Here is a 20,435-nt window from a genome sequence, read left to right as displayed (position 1 = left end):
GAGTCTGTATGTTTATTTAAAGGGTTAAAAATCGTGTTTCACATATGTTTTTTTATACCTCTAGACTTATTACAGAAATAGGAGGTACTTAACAATGAGTACAGGAACAGTTAAATGGTTCAATAGTGAAAAAGGATTTGGTTTTATTACGATGGAGGGTGCAAAAGATGTATTCGTACATTATTCATCAATTCAAAGCGACGGCTTTAAAACGCTTGAAGAAGGCGCAAAAGTGTCCTTTGATGTCGTAAAAGGAAACCAGGGAGATCAGGCAAAGAACGTCGTTCTTCTCTAATCTAATAGACATTAGAAATGCCGCAGCGTAAAAACTGCGGCTTTTTTTATTATTCAAAACGAATCGGATATTTCTCTGTACATTCAAGCACTTCTTGTTTGATTTTTGATAATTCTTCAAGATCATCTTTATGTTTGATTGCTCTTCCGATCCAATGCCCTAATTGTCTGAATTCTGCTTCTTTGAATCCACGTGTCGTCATGGCCGCACTTCCTAAACGAATCCCGCTCGTTACGAATGGTTTCTGTGTATCAAAAGGAATCGTATTTTTGTTGCAGGTAATACATACGCTATCTAACAACTTTTCCGCCTCTTTGCCGGTAACATTGAATGAAGACATGACATCAACTAAAAGAAGATGATTATCACTGCCGCCACTCACGATTCTGAACCCTTCTTCTTTTAGTGTTTCACATAATGCCTGACAGTTGCTGATGATTTGTTTCGCATATTCCTTAAATGACGGCTGCAGTGCTTCACCAAAACATACGGCCTTACCGGCAATTACATGCATCAATGGTCCACCCTGAATGCCCGGGAATAAATGTTTATCCAATTCCCTGGCATATTTTTCTTTACATAAGATGACACCACCACGAGGACCACGCAATGTTTTATGAGTCGTACTTGTTACAAAATCACTGTATGGAACCGGTGAAGGATGCAAGCCTGCCGCTACCAGTCCTGCAATATGAGCCATATCGACCATTAAATATGCGCCAACCTCATCAGCGATTTCTCTAAACTTCTTAAAATCGATGATCCTTGAATAAGCACTGGCCCCTGCCACGATCAGTTTTGGCTTTTCCTTCTTTGCGATTTCCAGTACCTCATCATAATCAATCATCTCTGTTTCCTTATTTACACCGTAGCTTACAAAACGATATAAAGTACCCGAGAAGTTCAAAGGATGGCCATGGGTAAGATGTCCTCCGCTTGAAAGATCCATGCCCAGCACCGTATCATTTGGCTCTAAAACAGTAAAATATACTGCCATATTGGCCTGACTTCCTGAATGCGGCTGGACATTCGCATGCTCTGCACCAAACAGCTCACATAAACGCTGACGGGCAATCTCTTCGACCTCATCCACATATTGACAGCCGCCATAATAACGTCGATGAGGATATCCTTCCGCATACTTATTTGTCAATACGCTTCCTACTGCTTCCAAGACATCATTTGAAACATAGTTTTCAGAAGCAATACACTCAATATTATGCAATTGACGCTGTTCTTCTTTTATGATCGCTTCTCTTATCTGCTGATCCTTCACTTTCTTCCCTCCCATTCTTTGATGATATCTTCCTGATCGATCGGTCCTTGACGAACAATTTTCAATTCATCACCTGTCGCATCGACGATCGTTGACGAAACGCTTCCTTTACATTCACCTTTGACGATCATATCAATTCGACCATCAAAATCTTTCTTCACATCATCAAAATAAACACCTGTCGGCTGTCCGGATAAATTCGCACTTGTCACCAACAGAGGCTTGCCAATACGTCTGATCATCTCTAAAATGAATGCATCATCCGGCATTCTAAGAGCAATCGTATCAAATCCGTTTGTAACCTCATCATTCACACATGCTTTTTTCTTGAGAATGATCGTAAAACCTCCGGGCATAAACGCTTCAATCAGCCTTTCTACCTTTTCATTGGTAAAGGCAACATGTTCCAGCTGCTCTTTACTTCCGATCATCATCGGAATCGGCTTTTCTTCAGGACGTCCCTTACTGAGCTTCAAACGCTTCAACGCCTCCAATTCATCATAAACAACACCCAGTCCATAAACGGTATCCGTAGGAAATGCTGCGACTCCTCCCATCTTTAAACATTCTACTGCCTGTTCGATCTCTTTTCTTTCTATAATTTTAGTTTCCATGTTTCTAGTGTATCACAAATAAAAAGAAGATTCACCGTTTATATGATTTTCATTTTTCTTTCATCAAATACTGATATCTACTCTTTTATACTGCTGTTGAGTCATATTTAATTTTTGTTGTTTTAATTTCATTGCTCGTTACTGTTTCATTTAATGCAAATTCCATAACTTCATCTCCTAATCCCAATACCCTAATATTTAAGATTTATCAATGTTAATTATCCTTATATTTAGGATATTCCTAACAATGTTATTGAAATGTTCTGATATAATCCGCATCAATACTAAGTTAGATACTTTTTATAAAATAAAGCCAAGACAGCTTTACTATATCTTGGCTTTTTATTCATCCCTTTCAAAAATAAGCGACATCGTTTCAATATCACCCGTTCCTCTTGTTTCCAAAGGTATATAACCCTTATATGACCAGCCATCCTCCACTCGTTCCTGAATGATCTTTTCAACATCTTTGAACTTATACTTCGTTCCTTTTTCAAAACCATATCCACATAATTCTGATTTAACCCGCACAAACATAAGCTTTTTCATTATCTGATCCTCCACTTTATAAATATTATAACATATTCACCCTCCAGCCCATCTTACTATATCCATTATTTTTTCATCAATATATCTTTCGGATCATATGTAATGATAACATGAAATGGATAAAACATTGCTACAATGATCGTACATACGCTCAGCCCATAAATAGAAAGAATATATTCATGATCGATCGATATCTCATACGATACATCCATTTGACTTTGATAATCCAAAAAAGAATGACTTACTCTTTCTCCTGCCTTTTTAGAGCTTACCAATGAACAGGATACGCTCAAAACAGTCACAAGCAAAAGCTCACAAAATAATTGTATCAAAATATTTCTCTTTTTTTCTCCAAGTACCAAATAGATACCGATTTCATGTATTCTCTCTTGTAATACATTGATCATGACGATGCACAAGATGATCGAGAAAGCAATGATACCCCCTATACAAAGATAATTTCCGAAATGATTCAATATCCTGATCGGCTCAGCCACAGAAAGATAGTCATCATCTGAAATGAGAAACTGTTCCTTTGGTTGCTGCATCAGCGAATCCTCCACTTGTTCAGATGCAATGACAGTTTCAGCTTCTTGTTTAAATGCTTCAAGATCATCACTGCTTTTCAAGCGAATGATGGGCACATCGATTGCCATCTGTTCTACTTCAAAAACATTTAATTCCTGTATCAGCTGATGTCTTCGCACAAATAGATCCCATAATGTTTGATTAGGGATGTACATTCTTCCTGGAACATCAGAAAAACCAACATTTACATGATCAAAAGCCTTATCTATTTTCTCAAATATACCTATAACTTTTAATGAATACTCTTCATCATAAACAACTACGCTCTCACATCGATCATTCTCATCACATATATTTTTATCAAATACTAATTTCATATGGATCGTATCACCTGCATGAATTTCTTGACCATTCACTCTAAAATCATTTGATACGATAACAACCCTTTCCCCATTCTCTAATTCTTCTTCTGTAAACTCTCTTCCCTCAATGATACGAATAATATTCTCTTTTACATCCGCCATAGGCGCATGACTCACACCATAACCATAACGAACCTGTCCATCTCTGTCATCCAGCAGCAACATATAAGAATAATTCCCATATGAAACATATGTGCTGTTTATCAATTTATGAACGATTCTTTCATATCGCTTAAAACACTCCCAATCCTGTTGAGTATCCATTGAAAAACCGGCATCATTAACTGCTTCATTTATATAGGTAGCCGTTGAACCCAACTGACTTTTCATCTCATATGCAAGCACTGATGAAACTTGTTTTAAAGAGATAGCCAGACCATATATATTGCCAAGAATAAATATGATCAAGAACAAAACGACTGTGTGACTTTTTTTTCGTGACAGATAAAGAAATGCGCGTTTTAATACTTTCATTCAATGACCTCAAAATTTTGAATATCGGTATTCAGCTTCAATACGATATCACTCTCACCTGCTATCTTCTCTGAATGTGTCACCATGATCACACACTTCTCCTGTTCATGTGCCAGCTCTTTAAAGATTTCAATGATCGTTTCGCTCGTCTTCCCATCCAGGTTCCCTGTCGGCTCATCTGCCAGGATCACCTTCACATCTGTGGAAATCGCCCGTGCGATTGCTACTCGCTGCTGCTCCCCTCCGCTTAACCGGTTGATCCTTCTTGTTGCCTTGCTCCCATCGATCCCGACACTTTCCAGTATCTCCAGCGCTCTTTCTTTCATATTTCCTTCCCAGTGATGATCACTGATCGACATCGCCACCATCACATTTTCTAAGGCATTCATATAAGGTATCAGATTATAGCTCTGAAACACGATCCCGATATCATTCCTTCGATATCGCTCATAGCCTACCTTTTCAATATTTTCACCGCAATATAAGATCTCTCCCTTTTCAGGCTTATCCAGTGCCGCTATCAAGGAAAGAAAGGTCGTCTTCCCGGATCCGCTGCTTCCCAGGATCGTATAAAACTTTCCCAGTTCAAACGACACGCTCACATCATTCAGGATGATCTTTCGTCCATCTCCATCCGGATAAGTAAAATATAAGTCTTTTGTTTCTACAATATTCATGGTGCCCCCTACATCAAATTATCATTCGGCTTTTGATTCACGATCAGCCATATAGATATCAAGCTTCCAAACAGACATTCACCCAAGATCATCAGCACACATGAAGCAAAACCACTATCATCTTGTATCACTACTTTCTTATAATCAAATCTTTCCGCAAGCCCATTAGGATCAACAACATAATCAGAATCTGTAAACTCAGTTTCATCTTCACGATCTATTTCAATAGTATGAATCACATTTGTGATGATCCATTGATTTATTCTTCTATAACTAAAACCTAAGCAAAGTATGACAAGACATCCAATCAATAATATTTCTCCGCAAAACTGCTTGATGATATTCCCTTTTTTCTCACCCAAGGATAAATATATACCGATTTCATGAGTTCTCTTTTTACTGTTCAGCCATATGAATAAGAAAACGATCATACTTATCAAAACAATTGAAATCATCATGATAAGATCTGCAAGATCACCGATTTGATTCATAGGCTCTAAGATACGTTCAGCTGTCTGTGCAGTAGAAACAAAATGATAAATATTCGAAATACTGCCAGCCTTCTTTAATTCATCTTCACAATACGCTTGAAATTCATCTAATAAAGAATAATTTTCAAGTTCAAAATAAGGTGCATAGATACCACATGGAAGAAAGTAATCATAACCCGTTACTTCCCAGCCATTCACTTCTTTTCGTATCTTCATCAGATCGTCGATCTTAAAATAATTTTCTAAATTCTTTCTGGCTTCCTTTGAATAAGATAAAACAACAGAATTTGGCACGTATATTCCATCAAAAATCATAATGTTAGTAAAATCAACTTCTTTTTTCACTTCATATTTACCAATGACAGTAAGTTCTATTTTCGGAAACTGAAAATCACCATGTAAATATTCACGTCTATCATTATAGAAAATGGTTATTTTGTCACCCAATTCAATCTCTGATCCATCCTGATATTGAAGTGTATTTCGAATGACAGCAACATTCCCTTCCATCAATTCCTCTTCTGTAAAGCTCCTTCCTTCTACAATTTCCAAATAGCCGGTTCTTTGATTTTGAAGCTGAATATTACTGCTTCCAATCAACCACGCTCCAAATCCGGAATCATCTGCATCAATCACACCGTCTACTTTCATGAGAGGTTGAAAATAAGAATAGCTGCTGTATTTTAACGTGTCACTTTGGCTGCATTTTTCAATCAATTGCTGATAATCATGAAAGATGCGATCATAATCTTCAGGCTGGCTATAATAGCCGTTTTTATTTAAGCTATTCTCCTCACCTTGAATGGTCGCAACAGCTCCAAGACTTTCTTTAAAAAGATTTTCTATCGATTTAGCACTATTTTTTAAAGACAAGCTTCCTAGTAAAACACTATTTAGTAAGAAAACCACCAGAAACAAGATCAAATATCGAAGCGGTTGTCTTATCATGCTTTTAAAAATTCTTTGATACCATTTCATAGCGGTCTCCTTTTTATTAAATTATTTTAAATTAAATTCAAAACCATAGGATTTTGTAGCAACTAAATATTTTACAGTAGTTCCTCTAGTATAATAAATATTTACCTCGCCAGTAACGTACACCGTTTTACTTGCCAAGTTAACATTCAGTTTAGGATTTCCATATGTTTCAACAACAAATGATCCTGCATAATATGGCTGAGCTTTTGCACTAAATGAATCATATGTAATATTACTACCACGAGTATGTTTTATATAATTCAAAGTTATTTTAATTCCTACACTACTAGTAGATTCACCACTATAAGAAACGCTATAATTTTGTGATTTAGTTTCTGACATTGGCTCATTTGTAACGATTACGAATGGTGTTACTTCACTTGCCTTTACATCTTGTAAGTAACCTCCTATTGGTAACAAGGCCATGGCCATAACCAAGCTTAATAATCCTGCAAATACTTTTTTCAACATATCTTATTCCCTCCTTTGTATCTGCATTTCCCTTTTCACCATTTATATAACATATTTCATGATAAAAAAAAGAACCGAAGCAAATTCGGTTACTTTTTATGCATATTCGGTATCAAAATCGTACAAATATATTTATCATTGAATGTTTCAAAAGTAATTTCACCCTTTATTTCCTGAATGATCTGTTTCATGCTGATAATACCGTAACCATGTTCATGTTGTGGTGATGCATTTTTGATAACTGTATTGAATGCTATGCTATTTATGATGATAAAGCGATAGTAAGGTTCAACATAACCAATATTAAGACTCACCTTTTTTCGCTGATCACAGTGAGTAAATGCATTGTCTAAGCCATTCGATAATAAAATATAAAGCTTTCGTTCAGAGATAGGAAGTTTTTGTACGGTAATCCCTGAATAGGTAAAATCGATGTTTTCTTTCTTAGCTCGAGTGACATAGTGATTGATAACCATATCAAGCGTATCATTTTGTGTATATGCCGGAACTTCTAATGTTTGAATATCTTCCTGATATTCAAGTAATAGTTTTAGTACCTTTTCTTTTTCATCATTTTTAACCAGTTGCGTGATTTGTGAAAAGAAATGCTTTAAATCATGTTTAAGCTTATGAATGTCCTGATGGATCATCAGTATATTTTGAACATTTTTTTCCTGCTCACTTAAGAGTTGAATTTGAAAATCTCGTTGATTTTTTCTGTTCATAAATATCACAAGAATTTCCATAAAGCTACCTATTCCTACACTTAAAAATAAGCATATACTAGATATAACCAGCTTTTGAGTGAGAGATTTGGTATTAAAATCAATGATACTATGCTGATGCTGATCCAAGCGTTCAATCATATAGTTAAAAAATATACTTGTTTGATAGTCATTTATTTTTTCTTTGATTAATTCATAATCTTTTTCACTTTGACATTCAAATATAGGAGATAAAATACCACATGGAATAAATTGTTCATATAGATCCTTATCCGGCTCAATCTGACTCATCCAAAGATCAGATATTTTCTTAATTGCTGAATCAGGCATATAAATACGATTGTTTCTTGAATATTCATAGCTTGTCGCATCATCTTCAATCCGATCATAAAAACCAATAATTTCTGCTTCTACATTCAGATCACCTCTGTAAGGTGCTTCTATCCGTATCCTATCTCCTAGTTTCAATTCATTTGAATCATTAGAAATAATTGCAACCAATTTTCCTTCATCCAATTCCTCCTGTGTAAACATCCTGCCTTCTGCCAACTCATGATTTCTTTCAAAATCATAGCGGGAGGCTCCAGTTAAATATTGTATATATCCTGCATCTACTTGCATATAATATGTAATAATACTTTTAGTAATCAAATCATTATTTGCAATGAAATCATAAAGGAATTGTACTTGATCAAATGTTTCTTCATATTCTTCTTGAGAAGGGTAGTTGGAAACTTTACTTAATGATCCTGTTCCGCCTTTTATTTCAAATTGAATCGTTGCTTCTTCATTCAGATAAATGTCGTATTCTTTTTTCTTTTCTTCTATTTGAGTATAAAAATCAAAAGATAGATATCCACTGATTCCCACAGATATGAGCGTTAAAACAAGAATAATTATTTTTAAAGTTTTCATTCGCTCACCTTCTTATTTAAATAGTTTATATAAGACTGCTTTGTTTTTTGATAGAATCGTTTGCTTATCTGTACTTTTTCATTATCTTTCATTATAAAATCTTGTTTATCTAAATATTTTACATAAGATAAATTCACTAAATAAGACTGATGACATTGAATGAATTGATTATGGTCAAATTCATGAATGATATTTTTTAAAGATTTATATTCTGATAATATTTTTTTATCGTTTAAATGGATTTCGATATGATGCCCTATCTTCTCAATATACATGATATTCCGGTATGGAATATCAAGTGTTAAATCTTTTGTACGATATTGATATTTTTGGCTGACAGATTGAAAATGCTGATCTAAACGCATTTGCGCAAAGCTCATGTCTTCTTCAAAGTGATCTTTACGCACAAAGAAAAAAACGCCAAATTTAAATGATTCAAATACAAGATCGTTTCGCTTGCTGTAAAGGATCAAAACTCCGTGGGGATGTTTCTTTCTTAAATCTCGCGCAACGTCTAAACCATTGATCTTTGGCATTTCTATATCAATCATATATAAATCATATTCATGATAAAAGGACTCATCGATATCTTGATAAGTAGTAACGCTGTATTTTAACTGACATGATGAAACATGATCAAAATAATCCTTCACCCGATTTAAATCATTCATCTCATCATCTAATACAGCTACTTTTACTTCTATCATACATATCCCCTGAATCTTATATCTATACCTCTTCTCTCCAAATATTTGCACCTAATGCTTTTAATTTACCATCTAAATTTTCATAGCCGCGATCGATATGATATATACTATGAATTTCTGTCAATCCCTGGGCAATCAGGCCGGCAATAACCAGACAAGCACCGCATCTCAAATCTGTTGCCTCTACAACAGCACCATAAAGTGGTGTCGGACCATTAATAAATGAAGAAGGATTTCGAACATCGATATCTGCTCCCATTTTATTCAGCTCATGACAATGTTTAAAGCGTTCCGGATAAATCGTTTCCGTAATGACGCTCTGTCCCCCTGCCTGTGTCAATAAAGCTGTCAAAGGCTGCTGGATGTCTGTCGCAAAGCCCGGATAAGGCAATGTCTTGACATCTACCGGCTGTAAAGCATTATTTGATTCACGGATCGTCACCGAATCAACATTGACATCCATATCGATACCAATTTCCTTCAGCTTGCTCAACAAAGCTTCCAAGTGAGTCGGAATGATATTTTCAATAGTCATCTCTTTCGCTGCCGCTGCCGCCAGAACAATATACGTAGCCGCTTCAATACGATCAGGAATGATTTCATGGAAGCATCCGCCAAGCTCCTCCACACCATCAATTGTAATCACATTGGTTCCCATTCCACGTATCTTTGCACCCATTCGATTTAAAAGTGTCGCAACATCAATAATTTCCGGCTCCTTCGCCGCATTTTCGATCGTTGTTCTGCCTTTCGCATAAACAGCTGCCATCATGATATTGATCGTAGCTCCTACGCTGGAAATATCTAAAAAGATCTTTGTTCCAATAAGTTCTTTTGCTTCGATGCGCATGATGCCATGATGATTTTCTACGGTCGCTCCTAAGGCCTCAAAGCCTTTCAGATGCTGGTCGATCGGACGAGGTCCTAAGTAACAGCCTCCTGGCATCTTCATTTCTACTTTTTTATATTTGCCAAGCAAGGCACCCATGAAATAATAACTGGCTCTTAATTTCCCGACCGTTTCAGAAACCATTGGTCGATTATGCATATGTGTCGGATCAATAATAAGATGATCATGAGCTTTAAATACCACATCTACACCCAAATCATTCAAAAGGATTGCCAGCGACTGTACATCACTGATAGATGGTACACCTACGATCGTAACCGGACCGCTTGATAATATGGCCGCAGGAATCAATGCCACAGTTGCATTCTTTGAACCGCTGATACGAACCGTACCCGATAATTTTTTTCCACCTTCTATTTTAATGACTTCTTCCATTTTGCCTCCTCATTGCTCCCATTTCCAGATATCTTTCCTTGATATCTTCATTATATATTATTTATCTTTGTATATCTAGTGATTATGTTTATAATATTTTTTTATAAAAGATGTAAAATCAATGCAATCATATCTTATATTCTGAATGAAATCATAAACGAATGCTTTTATTCAACATATTTTATTAAAAATCAGATCCAGGACAAAGATCAAACACCGCTCCAAATCAAAAGCTGGAAAAATAAATCTCCAAATCATGTAAATTTATGGTAGAATAAAAAAGTTGAGGTGATTATATGAAAGAGATTGGTTTTGATAATCAAAAATATTTAGAAATGCAAAGTGCTCATATCAAAGAGCGGATTTCATTGTTTGATAATAAATTATATCTAGAATTTGGCGGTAAATTATTTGACGATCATCATGCATCACGTGTTCTTCCGGGATTTCAGCCCGACAGTAAGCTGAAAATGCTGTTGACGCTTAAAGACCAGGTTGAGATTTTGATCGTTATCAATGCTTCAGATATTGAAAAAAATAAGGTAAGAAGTGATTTGGGTATCACTTATGATGATGAAACGCTTCGTCTTATTGATGCATTTAATGGCGTAGGACTTTATGTTGGTTGTGTGATCATTTCACAATACCAAAATCAGCCAAGTGTCGATGCTTTCATTTCCTATTTAAACCAGCTGGGCATCAAGACAGCCAAGCATTATCCGATCAGCGGTTATCCGAATAATGTAAAGCTTATTGTCAGTGAAGATGGATTTGGGAAAAACGATTATGTAGAAACGACCCATCCTTTGGTTGTCGTAACGGCACCGGGTCCGGGAAGCGGTAAGATGGCTACTTGCCTCTCACAGCTCTATCATGAAAACAAACGAGGAATCAAGGCCGGATATGCTAAGTATGAAACTTTTCCTATCTGGAATCTTCCGTTGAAGCATCCGGTCAATCTGGCTTATGAGGCAGCAACGGCCGATCTGAATGATATCAATATGATCGATCCTTTTCATTTGGAGGCCTATGGCGTAACGACCGTCAATTATAACCGTGATGTAGAAATATTCCCTGTTTTAAATACGATCCTTGAAAAGATCATGGGTGAATCTCCTTATAAATCACCGACTGATATGGGAGTGAACATGGCCGGAAACTGCATCATTAACGATGAAGTCTGTGTTCAGGCCTCTAAAGAGGAAATCGTCCGTCGTTATTACAGTGCTCTGGTGGATCATAAGATGGGGCTTACCGGTGAAGATACGGTTTCTAAAATTGAATTGGTCATGTCACAAGCAGAAACATCCATCGAAGATCGTAAATGTGTAAAAGCATGTCTGGAACGATTCCATGAAACAAACCAGCCTGCCTGCAGCATTGAATTGAACGATGGACAAATCATTACCGGCAAGACCACATCGCTTTTAGGAGCCGCCAGTGCCTGTATCTTAAATGCTTTGAAGGTGCTTGGAAAGATCGATCATGATATTTTTCTGATATCACCAAGCATCATCGAACCTATCCAAAAATTAAAAACAGAAAATCTCGGTAATAACAATCCGCGTCTTCATGTCGATGAGATCCTGATTGCGCTTGCCATTTCCGCAACGACCAATCCGTTGAGTCATACGGCCTTGAAGCAGCTGCCTAAATTAAAAGACGCCCAAGCTCATTCAAGTGTCATTCTCAGTGATGTTGACTTAAATATTTTTAGAAAATTAGGCATTAATCTGACATGCGAGCCTGTCTATCAAACTAAAAAACTGTATCACAAATAAATTGAAACCTAAAAAGGTTTCTTTTCTTTTAGGGTTTTGGTAAAATAAGAAAATAAAAAGAGGTGATTTTATGGAAGAGAGCATCTTGTTATCTTTGCTTGAGAAAAATGCTCGCAGAGAAGTGAGAGATCTGGCGGATATCCTTCAGGAAAGCGAAGAAAATATTTTAGAAACCATGACACAGCTGGAAAAGGAAAAAGTGATCAACGGTTATCATACTGTCATTAATTGGGAAAGGGCAAATGTCGATCGTGTCAGTGCTTTGATCGAGGTCAGCTGCCAGCCAGAAAGAGATTATGGATATGATCGTATTGCCAGTATGATTTATTCTTATAGCGAAGTTGAAACGATGTATCTGATGAGCGGGCGCAGTGAATTCATTGTTATGGTCGAAGGAAAGACAATGCAGGAGATTTCCAATTTTGTCGGTTCTAAACTTGCTGTTGTTGAAGGAGTTACGGGTACCAGTACAAATTTTGTATTGAAGAAATATAAAACGGCCGGCATCATTCTTTCAGATGATCAGGATGATGAGGATGACCGTATGGTCGTAACACCCTAATGTACGAAGAATTATTAAATAAACAGGTAAGAGAATTAAAGCCAAGTGGTATCCGTAAATTTTTCGATCTTGCTAATACAAAAGAAGGCGTTATTTCTCTTGGTGTAGGTGAGCCTGATTTCGCAACTCCGTGGAATATCTGTGAAGCTGCTATCTATTCAATCAAATCCAAAAAAACACATTATACAGCAAATGCCGGTCTTCTTTCATTACGTAAGGAAATCTGCAAATATCTGAAAAGACGCTTTGCACTTGAATATGACCCTAATAAGAATGTTCTTGTCAGCGTAGGCGGCAGTGAGGCAATCGATTTGTCATTAAGAGCCATTATTGAAAAAGGGGATGAGGTCATCTTGCTTCAGCCTTGTTATGTAGCTTATGAGCCTGCAGTTATCTTGGCGGGAGGAACACCTAAGTTCATCGAGCTAAAAAGCGAAAATGAATTTAAATTGACAAAGGAAGAGCTTTTAGCGGCCATTACCCCAAAGACAAAAGCCATCATCTTAAATTTTCCGTCAAACCCGACAGGCGGGGTCATGACAAAACAGGATTATGAACCATTGATCCCTATTTTAAAAGAGCACAACATCATCGTTATCTCCGATGAGATCTATGCTGAGCTCAGCTATGAAGAAAGACATTGTTCACCTGCTAATTTTGATGAAATCAAAGATCTCGTCATCTTAATCTCCGGTTTTTCAAAAGCTTTTGCGATGACAGGATGGCGTCTTGGTTATTTATGTGCAAATGAAACCTTCTTGCGAGAAATCTTAAAGATTCATCAGTATATCATCATGTGTGCCCCAACGGCCGCCCAATACGGTGCCATTGAAGGTCTTAAAAACAGTCAGAAATATGTAGATGAAATGGTGGAACAATATAAATTAAGAAGAAATTATATCGTCAGCGGATTTAATCGTATCGGTTTGCCAACACATCTGCCACAAGGAGCTTTTTATATCTTCCCTTGTATCAAAAAGACCGGGCTTACATCACTTGAATTTTGTGAAAAGCTATTAGAAGAAGAGAATGTTGCCTGTGTACCGGGAAGTGCTTTTGGTGAAGCCGGTGAAGGTTTTATACGAGTTTCTTATGCTTACAGTATTGATGAAATTAAGGTTGCTATTGAGAAAATCGGACATTTTATGGAGCAGTATTTATGAAAGTAACAAGTATTGGATTAAAAAACGGTGTCTTTGATGATAAATATGGAAAAAGAGGTCCTGAGATCTCAATTCCTTTTCAAATTGAAGATGCCCCTGAAAACACAAAAAGCTTTGCCTTTCTATTTGAAGACAAAGATGCTATTCCCGTATGCGGATTTAGCTTTATCCATTGGGTCGGCTGGAATCTGACAAGAAATGAAGTATATGAAGGTGAAAGTGAAACCGCCCATGATTTTATTTCCGGTTATCATTCCCGTTCTAAAGAAATGAAAGAACATTATGTAGGAATGGCTCCACCGGATAAAGATCATATTTATGAACTTCATGTTTATGCTTTAGATTGTATGATCGATCTGGATGAGCATCATTATTTCAATGATCTTTATTGGAAAATGGAAGGACATATTCTTGAAGAAGCTGTTTTAAAAGGTATTTATAAAGTATAAGCCTCGCTAGTTAGCGAGGCTTTCATCTAATTTGATTTTATGCGAAACCTTTCGAAAAACGAATATAAAGGTAATCATATGCGCAAGTGCCGTAATGATCCAGCTTACCGGATATGAAATATAAACCATCTCAATTGTATGGTAGAGATTAAATACAGTAGCTAACCAAAGGATACGCAGACCACAGGCTCCAACAAGAGATACGATCATCGGGAAAATCGAATATCCCAGACCTCTTAAAGATCCTACCATGACATCCATGATCCCACATAAGAAATACGTTTTCGATACATATCCTAAACGTACGATACCTGCCGCAATAACAGCCGGATCATCAGAATAGATAGATAACAGAATATCACCAAAATACCATGCTCCGATACCTAAAATCAAGCCTGTTATGATAACCAGCAGCTGACATGAAAACAGCGTCTGTTTAATTCTATCAAGACTTCTGGCTCCCATATTCTGACTGGTAAAGGTCAAGCATGACTGATAGAAGGCATTCATTCCTGTATAGACAAATCCTTCGATATTCTGGGCAGCACCATTACCTGCCATGATCGTCGAACCAAATGAATTGACAGATGCCTGAATCACAACATTGGACAATGAGAACACACAGCCTTGGATACCTGCCGGAAGTCCGATTTTCAAAATATCAATAAACTTTCTAAAATCAATATGCATTTCTTTAGGGTGAAGCTGTAATCCCCCTCTTTCATGCGTCAGACAGATAAATACCAGCGTTGCGGAAATGATCTGCGAAACAACCGTTGCAATACCGACACCCGCAACCCCTAAATGAAAAACGATGACCAATATCAGATTTAAAATGATATTAACAACGCCTGCCAACGCCAGATAATATAGCGGACGCTTCGTATCACCCTTTGCACGCAAAATGCTTGCACCATAGTTATAGATCAAAGAAGCTGTGATTCCTAAAAAATAGATACGTAAATATAATACCGCAAGATCAATGACATTATCAGGCGTATCCATCCATTCCAGCATAGGATGGGCAGCTGCAATCCCAAATACAGTCAAAATGACCCCTCCGATGATACTTAACATCATCGCTGTATGTACGGTCTTACTGATTTCCTCCTGTTCATCTGCTCCGATATGACGAGCCACCACAACATTCGCTCCAATAGAAAGACCAATAAAAATATTAACGATCAAATTGATCAAGGCTCCCGTTGAACTGACAGCAGCCAATGATTCATGACCATCAAACTTTCCTACAACGATGATATCTGCAGCATTAAACAAAAGCTGCAGCACCCCACTGGCAATCAGCGGCAAAGAAAACAATAATATTTTTGGCAAGAGCTTCCCCTCTGTCATGTCGATCCGATAATGATCGCCGGCCATTTTACCACCCCTTTACATATTATGTGTAAATATTTTACGATTTTCCTTTATGAAATTCAACCATCTGAAACAAAAAGAGCCAAAATTTATTTGGCTTTTTCTACAACGATCTTCTTATTTTTGATTTTCCGATTTTTTAAATCTTCCAATACCATTTCACCCTTGCCATTTAATATATCTACATAGCTTTGATGTTCCAATACTTCAATGACCCCAATATCTTCAAATGTCACATTTTTATTCTCAAGAATAGCTCCGACGATATCACCCGGACGTATTTTTTTATTTTTACCGCCTTTAAGATAAAGCTTGGTCACCTGTTCTTGAATCTTCTCTTCCTTTAAATGAACACGCTCACTCGTTTTCATTTCATAACTCATAGCAGCATCTGTCGCATAAGCTTCTATGAAATGAGCATCCAGCTCTTCTTCCATACGTTCGATATATTTCATCTGTGTATCCAAAACAAGCGTATATGACTCTCCTTTGCGGTCAACTCGACCGCTTCTGCCGATACGATGTATCAGATTCTCCGCTGTTGTAGGACAATCATAGTTATAAACATGTGAGTTTTTTTCGATGTCGATTCCTCGTGCCGCAACATCACTGGCAATCAGAAAACGAAACATTCCCTTTTTAAAATCCTGCATATTTAATAAACGTTCATCCTGGTCTAAACCGCCATGGATCATACAGCATGAATATCCCTTTTCATAAAAAGCATCAAAAACAGCTTCCACATTCTCACGAAAATTACAGAAAATAATAGCCTGTGAAGGTTTATGTGCATTTATGAGATGAAAAAGTGTTTCCAGTTTATTTTCCTTGGTCACTTTCACATAACATAAAGAAATATTGGTATTATATTCTTTTGCCTCTTTGATTTGAACTTCAACAGGATCATGAAGATATGTAGCTGCAATCATCCTTACATCATCATTCATCGTAGCACTGAAGAGGGCCATATTACATACAGGCAAAGACTGCAATATTTTCTCAAGATCCTCTAAGAAACCTAATTTAAAGCATTCATCAGCTTCATCAATGATGCAGGTATGGATCCTTGAAAGGTCAAGCGTCCCTCTTTCGATGTGATCGAGAATACGCCCAATCGTTCCACAAACCACATGCACCTTTTGTTTCAGGGCAATGATCTGTCCTTTGATTGGCTGTTGGCCAAATATCGGTAAAGCATTGATTCGCTTATAAGAGCCGATTGATTTAAATTCACCTGCCACCTGTTTTGCTAATTCCCTGGTAGGTGTTAATACCAGTACCTGTGGCTGATTAAGCATCCAATCGATCTTTTCAATTTCCGGTATGGCATAACTTGCAGTCTTTCCGCTTCCTGTCTTAGAGCGGACGATCACATCTTTTTTATCTAAAAGAAGGGGGATCACCTTTTCCTGAACAGGAAGAACCTCTTGATAATCTAATATATCTAAAGCCTTTAATATCTCATTACTTAAGCCTAATTCATTAAATTTCATATTTTCCTCCCTTTCTATTTTACCACATTAGCAAATTATTTTGAAAACAAGTGCAAATATTGTATAATAGATACAGGTGATTCTATGTACTTTATCAATTACAACAAATGTTCAACATGTCAAAAAGCAAAAAAGCATCTTGAAAGAATGGGTGTTGAATTCATTGACCGCCCTATCAAAGAAGGTGTGACCAAAGAGGAATTACAAGCATGGATTCCTTTATCAAATAAACCCATTCAGAAATTTTTTAATACGAGCGGCCAGCTTTATCGCAGCGGCAACTATAAGGAACGACTCCCTAAAATGAGCGATCATGAGAAAATTGAAGCTCTTACCAGTGATGGCATGTTGGTAAAACGCCCTTTGCTGGTGGGTGATGATTTTGTGCTTGTAGGATATAATGAAAAGGAATACGATGAAATAGGTGAGAAATATGGAAAAAAGCAGTGAAAGCTTAGAAATGTATCTTGAAACAATGTATTTATTAGACTTAACAGCCGGAAAGATACGTTGTGTGGATATTGCCAAACAGATGCATGTATCTAAACCAAGCGTCAATAAAGCTGTCAACGTGTTAAAGGAACAGGGTTATCTGACCCAGGAAACTTATGGCAATGTGCATTTGACAGAAGCCGGCCGTAACAAAGCTATGAAGATTTATGAAAGACATACGATCCTTTCATGTTATCTGGAGGAATTTTTAAACATTTCCCATGAAACAGCTGAAAATGATGCCTGCAAGATGGAGCATATCCTGAGTGAAGAAACGTTTGAAACCATCAAAAAAATTGTGAAAGAATCACAACAATAATCAATATACTTATGATATAAAAAGAGGAAAATGCTTATAATGCATCATTCCTCTTTTTTGCATCTATGTGTTAAGCGTCCACTTTCCTTTGATCTTCGATTCCAAATATTCATTTCCATCATCTATAAATTCATAAAAGCCACAAACAAGCTTCTTTCCCTCTATATCAACTATAATATTCTTATAAAGATATCCTTCCTCCAAGATATCAATTTCTTTTTTCGTATCATGACTTATTTTATAAATTTCACCAACAACCTCTTTTTGCAGATCATCTGTCGGTACAGCTCCCGGATAATCTTCAATTTCTAATAATCGATAACCACGAATGATTCCATCTCCGATATATTTACTCCCTTTTAAATAGAAATGATTACTTTCACCCTTCATCAAAGTTCCATATGTAAACAAATAATGATACTCTTTTAACTTCATTTTCTGTTCATGGGCCATCTGTTTGATTTCATATTCTCTTTTTCTGGCACTGATTTCATCCGGAAAGCTCTCATAATAAAAAATTTCGATAGGCTTATGTGCTTTGGTATATTTAGCACCCTTGCCACTTTGATGAATCTTAAATCTATTGATCAAATGAGTTGTCCAGCCACAATATAAAGAATGATCTTCACATCTTAGAAGATATACATAGCAGCCTTTTTCCTGAGGTATTTTCATTCTATGATTTTATCATAAAATCTATTATCCTTCTATTAAAAACTAATTTCATCATCACCAAACAACTCATACATATAAACCGTATGCTTATAATTGCTCCTATAATAATCGTATCATTTGTTCATAAAGAAGAATATCTTTTTTAGTTACTTTCTTATTATCATGATAATGTCCAAAAAACCAAATTTGATATTCGATCGTATTCTTTATCTCTTCTAAATAATCCGTTAGTATATCTCTTTTATACATAATGACACAATCATCCTTTGTCATATATAAATCATATTTTTCTTTTTACTATCCTTGTTCCAATTTTAATTTTGCATTTGAAATAGCTTCTGCCAGCTTTGCTTCTAATAATTCCTTTGGAGGCATTTTAGTCAAATACTGAACGACATGAATACTGTCTTGATTCAATTCAAGCAATTCAATTGTTTCCTGTGATTTTTCAGCACACAAAATTAATGCAATCGGACTTTCTTCACCTTCAATTCTTTCATATTTATTCAACCACCTAAGATACAATTCTACTTGCCCTTTATACTCTGGTTCAAATTCCCCTAATTTCAATTCTACTAAAACCAATCTTCTCAAATTTCTATGATAAAAAAGAAGATCGATATAATAGTCTTTACCATCTAAAATAAAATGTTTTTGCTTTGCCATAAAAGCAAAGTCAGTCCCCATTTCTAAAATGAATTTTTCTAACTCTGCTAAAATTGCATTTTCAAGATCTTTTTCATTAAAGGTATCTTGTAATTCCAAAAAATCTAAGACGACTGGATCTCTAAAAAATAAATCGACATTCATTTTATTATTTTCATACAATTCCTTTAACTCATTTTTTATTGTTATCTCAGGTTTTTTTGAAATCGCTGTTCTTTCAAAAAGCATTGATTTTTTTCTCTCTTAATACTCTTACATTCCACCCTTCTTTACAACACATAATTGCATAAAAATCTCTTTTCACATCATTTTCTATTGGCAGTAACTCTACGAAATGTGACCAAGTTAGTTTTTGAGATAAAGCATGGATTATATTGATATAGGTAAATTTTTGATAAAACTGTATCATTCTAAATACACTGGAACGCATATAGCCTCGACCATATTTTTGCGTTAGTTTTTTACTTATTTCATCTATAACATATTTTCCATATTCTGCTTTTTCATTTTTTAGAATTTCTGTTGTTATTCTTTGACCAATTTGCCAATATAAAAAAATCATATTAGAATTAACAGCTATACTTGCCTTTTCTTTACTATCTTCAATTAATAATGAAATATCTTTATATAAAATATCAATAGTTGTAGACATGATTTTCATATCAATATCTTCCTTTCAAATTGTTGCGACACGACGCGACATTCTCAATACTTCTCTCTACTATTTTATATGCACCAAATCTTCAAAATTCCCAATTTTTTTACATTTTTTATGAAATTATCATTATTTAAATAGCGATTGAATGATACATGATTCACCTTTAGCTAATTAAAGCTACTTTATTTCATAAATTTGTATATATGTACTTAATTAAGTGTTAAGATAAATATTGATCAGCTGTTTGTATAACTTTCATCTATACAATTATCAAATTTTTAATCTGATCCAACTGTATGATCCTACCCTTCTAATCTCTTCATCTCATAATTTAATGTAATGATAAGGCTTAAAAAAAGAATAAAAAAAGAGCGACTCTTTTGAATCACTCTT

The 20,435-nt window shown here is 35.9% G+C and carries 22 protein-coding genes; 7 read left to right on the top strand and 15 right to left on the bottom strand.

What is annotated here, in order from left to right:
- The first annotated feature begins 94 nt into the window (after positions 1-94).
- Positions 95-295 carry a cold-shock protein gene (locus tag ACZYT3_RS01315; RefSeq protein WP_071440887.1) on the top strand — a complete coding sequence of 67 codons (201 nt, stop codon included), beginning with the start codon at positions 95-97 and terminating at the stop codon, positions 293-295.
- Between the two features lie 49 nt (positions 296-344).
- Here ACZYT3_RS01315 and glyA read toward each other — a convergent pair whose 3' ends face one another.
- From glyA to ACZYT3_RS01265, 10 genes are all read right to left on the bottom strand, one after another.
- On the bottom strand, positions 345-1,571 hold the full coding sequence (gene glyA, locus ACZYT3_RS01310; RefSeq protein ID WP_464087398.1) for a serine hydroxymethyltransferase: 1,227 nt from the start codon (positions 1,569-1,571) through the stop codon (positions 345-347).
- On the bottom strand, positions 1,568-2,185 hold the full coding sequence (locus tag ACZYT3_RS01305; RefSeq protein WP_464087397.1) for an L-threonylcarbamoyladenylate synthase: 618 nt from the start codon (positions 2,183-2,185) through the stop codon (positions 1,568-1,570). The genes glyA and ACZYT3_RS01305 overlap by 4 nt, the downstream gene beginning before the upstream one ends.
- 342 nt (positions 2,186-2,527) lie before the next feature.
- Positions 2,528-2,734 carry a DUF4177 domain-containing protein gene (locus ACZYT3_RS01300; RefSeq protein WP_464087396.1) on the bottom strand — a complete coding sequence of 69 codons (207 nt, stop codon included), beginning with the start codon at positions 2,732-2,734 and terminating at the stop codon, positions 2,528-2,530.
- 65 nt (positions 2,735-2,799) lie between these two features.
- Positions 2,800-4,158 carry an ABC transporter permease gene (locus ACZYT3_RS01295; RefSeq protein ID WP_464087395.1) on the bottom strand — a complete coding sequence of 453 codons (1,359 nt, stop codon included), beginning with the start codon at positions 4,156-4,158 and terminating at the stop codon, positions 2,800-2,802.
- Positions 4,155-4,835: an ABC transporter ATP-binding protein gene (locus tag ACZYT3_RS01290; protein ID WP_464087394.1), complete on the bottom strand. Its 681-nt coding sequence runs from the start codon at positions 4,833-4,835 to the stop codon at positions 4,155-4,157. The genes ACZYT3_RS01295 and ACZYT3_RS01290 overlap by 4 nt, the downstream gene beginning before the upstream one ends.
- Positions 4,836-4,843: 8 nt before the next feature.
- Complete coding sequence (locus ACZYT3_RS01285) at positions 4,844-6,304, bottom strand: ABC transporter permease (RefSeq protein ID WP_464087393.1); 1,461 nt, start codon at positions 6,302-6,304, stop codon at positions 4,844-4,846.
- Positions 6,305-6,325: 21 nt separating this feature from the next.
- Positions 6,326-6,775 carry a hypothetical protein gene (locus tag ACZYT3_RS01280; protein ID WP_294562163.1) on the bottom strand — a complete coding sequence of 150 codons (450 nt, stop codon included), beginning with the start codon at positions 6,773-6,775 and terminating at the stop codon, positions 6,326-6,328.
- An 89-nt stretch (positions 6,776-6,864) separates the two neighbouring features.
- Positions 6,865-8,415 carry an ABC transporter permease gene (locus tag ACZYT3_RS01275; RefSeq protein ID WP_464087392.1) on the bottom strand — a complete coding sequence of 517 codons (1,551 nt, stop codon included), beginning with the start codon at positions 8,413-8,415 and terminating at the stop codon, positions 6,865-6,867.
- Positions 8,412-9,122, bottom strand: a complete 711-nt coding sequence (locus ACZYT3_RS01270; protein WP_294562166.1) for a LytR/AlgR family response regulator transcription factor — start codon at positions 9,120-9,122, stop codon at positions 8,412-8,414. The genes ACZYT3_RS01275 and ACZYT3_RS01270 overlap by 4 nt, the downstream gene beginning before the upstream one ends.
- A 22-nt stretch (positions 9,123-9,144) precedes the next feature.
- On the bottom strand, positions 9,145-10,407 hold the full coding sequence (locus ACZYT3_RS01265; RefSeq protein ID WP_294562167.1) for a UDP-N-acetylglucosamine 1-carboxyvinyltransferase: 1,263 nt from the start codon (positions 10,405-10,407) through the stop codon (positions 9,145-9,147).
- Positions 10,408-10,703: 296 nt separating this feature from the next.
- On the opposite strand from ACZYT3_RS01265, the gene ACZYT3_RS01260 reads away from it, so the two are divergent.
- The 4 genes from ACZYT3_RS01260 to ACZYT3_RS01245 all read left to right on the top strand — a co-directional run bounded on the left by ACZYT3_RS01260 (position 10,704) and on the right by ACZYT3_RS01245 (position 14,362).
- On the top strand, positions 10,704-12,188 hold the full coding sequence (locus tag ACZYT3_RS01260; protein WP_294562168.1) for a DUF1846 domain-containing protein: 1,485 nt from the start codon (positions 10,704-10,706) through the stop codon (positions 12,186-12,188).
- Positions 12,189-12,258: 70 nt separating this feature from the next.
- Positions 12,259-12,750 carry an Lrp/AsnC family transcriptional regulator gene (locus ACZYT3_RS01255; protein WP_294562169.1) on the top strand — a complete coding sequence of 164 codons (492 nt, stop codon included), beginning with the start codon at positions 12,259-12,261 and terminating at the stop codon, positions 12,748-12,750.
- Positions 12,750-13,913, top strand: a complete 1,164-nt coding sequence (locus ACZYT3_RS01250) for an aminotransferase class I/II-fold pyridoxal phosphate-dependent enzyme (protein WP_294562171.1) — start codon at positions 12,750-12,752, stop codon at positions 13,911-13,913. The genes ACZYT3_RS01255 and ACZYT3_RS01250 overlap by 1 nt, the downstream gene beginning before the upstream one ends.
- Positions 13,910-14,362, top strand: a complete 453-nt coding sequence (locus ACZYT3_RS01245) for a YbhB/YbcL family Raf kinase inhibitor-like protein (RefSeq protein WP_294562173.1) — start codon at positions 13,910-13,912, stop codon at positions 14,360-14,362. The genes ACZYT3_RS01250 and ACZYT3_RS01245 overlap by 4 nt, the downstream gene beginning before the upstream one ends.
- Before the next feature lie 6 nt (positions 14,363-14,368).
- Here the strand turns inward: ACZYT3_RS01245 and ACZYT3_RS01240 are convergent, their stop codons facing one another.
- Both ACZYT3_RS01240 and ACZYT3_RS01235 read right to left on the bottom strand, forming a co-directional pair.
- The gene (locus ACZYT3_RS01240) at positions 14,369-15,742 is read right to left on the bottom strand and encodes an MATE family efflux transporter (RefSeq protein WP_464087391.1); all 1,374 of its coding nucleotides are present in this window, start codon (positions 15,740-15,742) and stop codon (positions 14,369-14,371) included.
- Between the two features lie 86 nt (positions 15,743-15,828).
- The gene (locus ACZYT3_RS01235; protein WP_464087390.1) at positions 15,829-17,232 is read right to left on the bottom strand and encodes a DEAD/DEAH box helicase; all 1,404 of its coding nucleotides are present in this window, start codon (positions 17,230-17,232) and stop codon (positions 15,829-15,831) included.
- 84 nt (positions 17,233-17,316) lie between these two features.
- Between ACZYT3_RS01235 and ACZYT3_RS01230 the strand changes: the two genes are divergently transcribed.
- Positions 17,317-17,682 (top strand): Spx/MgsR family RNA polymerase-binding regulatory protein, encoded by a 366-nt coding sequence (locus tag ACZYT3_RS01230; RefSeq protein WP_464087389.1) that lies wholly within the window; start codon positions 17,317-17,319, stop codon positions 17,680-17,682.
- Complete coding sequence (locus tag ACZYT3_RS01225) at positions 17,666-18,043, top strand: metal-dependent transcriptional regulator (RefSeq protein WP_294562177.1); 378 nt, start codon at positions 17,666-17,668, stop codon at positions 18,041-18,043. Before ACZYT3_RS01230 ends, ACZYT3_RS01225 begins: the two co-directional genes overlap by 17 nt.
- 63 nt (positions 18,044-18,106) lie before the next feature.
- Here the strand turns inward: ACZYT3_RS01225 and ACZYT3_RS01220 are convergent, their stop codons facing one another.
- From ACZYT3_RS01220 to ACZYT3_RS01210, 3 genes are all read right to left on the bottom strand, one after another.
- Positions 18,107-18,718, bottom strand: coding sequence for a gamma-glutamylcyclotransferase (locus ACZYT3_RS01220; RefSeq protein WP_464087388.1), 612 nt, complete (start codon positions 18,716-18,718; stop codon positions 18,107-18,109).
- 297 nt (positions 18,719-19,015) lie between these two features.
- Positions 19,016-19,612 (bottom strand): PDDEXK nuclease domain-containing protein, encoded by a 597-nt coding sequence (locus tag ACZYT3_RS01215; protein ID WP_464087387.1) that lies wholly within the window; start codon positions 19,610-19,612, stop codon positions 19,016-19,018.
- On the bottom strand, positions 19,602-20,045 hold the full coding sequence (locus ACZYT3_RS01210) for a DUF1016 N-terminal domain-containing protein (protein ID WP_464087386.1): 444 nt from the start codon (positions 20,043-20,045) through the stop codon (positions 19,602-19,604). Before ACZYT3_RS01210 ends, ACZYT3_RS01215 begins: the two co-directional genes overlap by 11 nt.
- Positions 20,046-20,435: the final 390 nt, after the last annotated feature.

The organism is Traorella sp. mt218, assembly GCF_055420025.1.
The sequence above is the reverse complement of the archived record's forward strand: the minus strand, read 5'-3'. Positions and strand labels throughout refer to the sequence as shown.

What these genes read in the sequence shown, in the direction of transcription:
- ACZYT3_RS01250 (WP_294562171.1), top strand. Translation starts at nt 12,750, where the DNA reads ATGTACGAAGAATTATTAAATAAACAGGTAAGAGAATTAAAGCCAAGT.
- ACZYT3_RS01315 (WP_071440887.1), top strand. Translation starts at nt 95, where the DNA reads ATGAGTACAGGAACAGTTAAATGGTTCAATAGTGAAAAAGGATTTGGT.
- ACZYT3_RS01265 (WP_294562167.1), bottom strand. Translation starts at nt 10,407, where the DNA reads ATGGAAGAAGTCATTAAAATAGAAGGTGGAAAAAAATTATCGGGTACG.
- ACZYT3_RS01230 (WP_464087389.1), top strand. Translation starts at nt 17,317, where the DNA reads ATGTACTTTATCAATTACAACAAATGTTCAACATGTCAAAAAGCAAAA.
- ACZYT3_RS01295 (WP_464087395.1), bottom strand. Translation starts at nt 4,158, where the DNA reads ATGAAAGTATTAAAACGCGCATTTCTTTATCTGTCACGAAAAAAAAGT.
- ACZYT3_RS01300 (WP_464087396.1), bottom strand. Translation starts at nt 2,734, where the DNA reads ATGAAAAAGCTTATGTTTGTGCGGGTTAAATCAGAATTATGTGGATAT.
- ACZYT3_RS01225 (WP_294562177.1), top strand. Translation starts at nt 17,666, where the DNA reads ATGGAAAAAAGCAGTGAAAGCTTAGAAATGTATCTTGAAACAATGTAT.
- ACZYT3_RS01215 (WP_464087387.1), bottom strand. Translation starts at nt 19,612, where the DNA reads ATGCTTTTTGAAAGAACAGCGATTTCAAAAAAACCTGAGATAACAATA.
- ACZYT3_RS01290 (WP_464087394.1), bottom strand. Translation starts at nt 4,835, where the DNA reads ATGAATATTGTAGAAACAAAAGACTTATATTTTACTTATCCGGATGGA.
- ACZYT3_RS01245 (WP_294562173.1), top strand. Translation starts at nt 13,910, where the DNA reads ATGAAAGTAACAAGTATTGGATTAAAAAACGGTGTCTTTGATGATAAA.
- ACZYT3_RS01275 (WP_464087392.1), bottom strand. Translation starts at nt 8,415, where the DNA reads ATGAAAACTTTAAAAATAATTATTCTTGTTTTAACGCTCATATCTGTG.
- ACZYT3_RS01285 (WP_464087393.1), bottom strand. Translation starts at nt 6,304, where the DNA reads ATGAAATGGTATCAAAGAATTTTTAAAAGCATGATAAGACAACCGCTT.
- ACZYT3_RS01235 (WP_464087390.1), bottom strand. Translation starts at nt 17,232, where the DNA reads ATGAAATTTAATGAATTAGGCTTAAGTAATGAGATATTAAAGGCTTTA.
- ACZYT3_RS01255 (WP_294562169.1), top strand. Translation starts at nt 12,259, where the DNA reads ATGGAAGAGAGCATCTTGTTATCTTTGCTTGAGAAAAATGCTCGCAGA.
- ACZYT3_RS01280 (WP_294562163.1), bottom strand. Translation starts at nt 6,775, where the DNA reads ATGTTGAAAAAAGTATTTGCAGGATTATTAAGCTTGGTTATGGCCATG.
- ACZYT3_RS01260 (WP_294562168.1), top strand. Translation starts at nt 10,704, where the DNA reads ATGAAAGAGATTGGTTTTGATAATCAAAAATATTTAGAAATGCAAAGT.
- ACZYT3_RS01305 (WP_464087397.1), bottom strand. Translation starts at nt 2,185, where the DNA reads ATGGAAACTAAAATTATAGAAAGAAAAGAGATCGAACAGGCAGTAGAA.
- ACZYT3_RS01210 (WP_464087386.1), bottom strand. Translation starts at nt 20,045, where the DNA reads ATGAAAATCATGTCTACAACTATTGATATTTTATATAAAGATATTTCA.
- ACZYT3_RS01270 (WP_294562166.1), bottom strand. Translation starts at nt 9,122, where the DNA reads ATGATAGAAGTAAAAGTAGCTGTATTAGATGATGAGATGAATGATTTA.
- ACZYT3_RS01240 (WP_464087391.1), bottom strand. Translation starts at nt 15,742, where the DNA reads ATGGCCGGCGATCATTATCGGATCGACATGACAGAGGGGAAGCTCTTG.
- ACZYT3_RS01220 (WP_464087388.1), bottom strand. Translation starts at nt 18,718, where the DNA reads ATGAAAATACCTCAGGAAAAAGGCTGCTATGTATATCTTCTAAGATGT.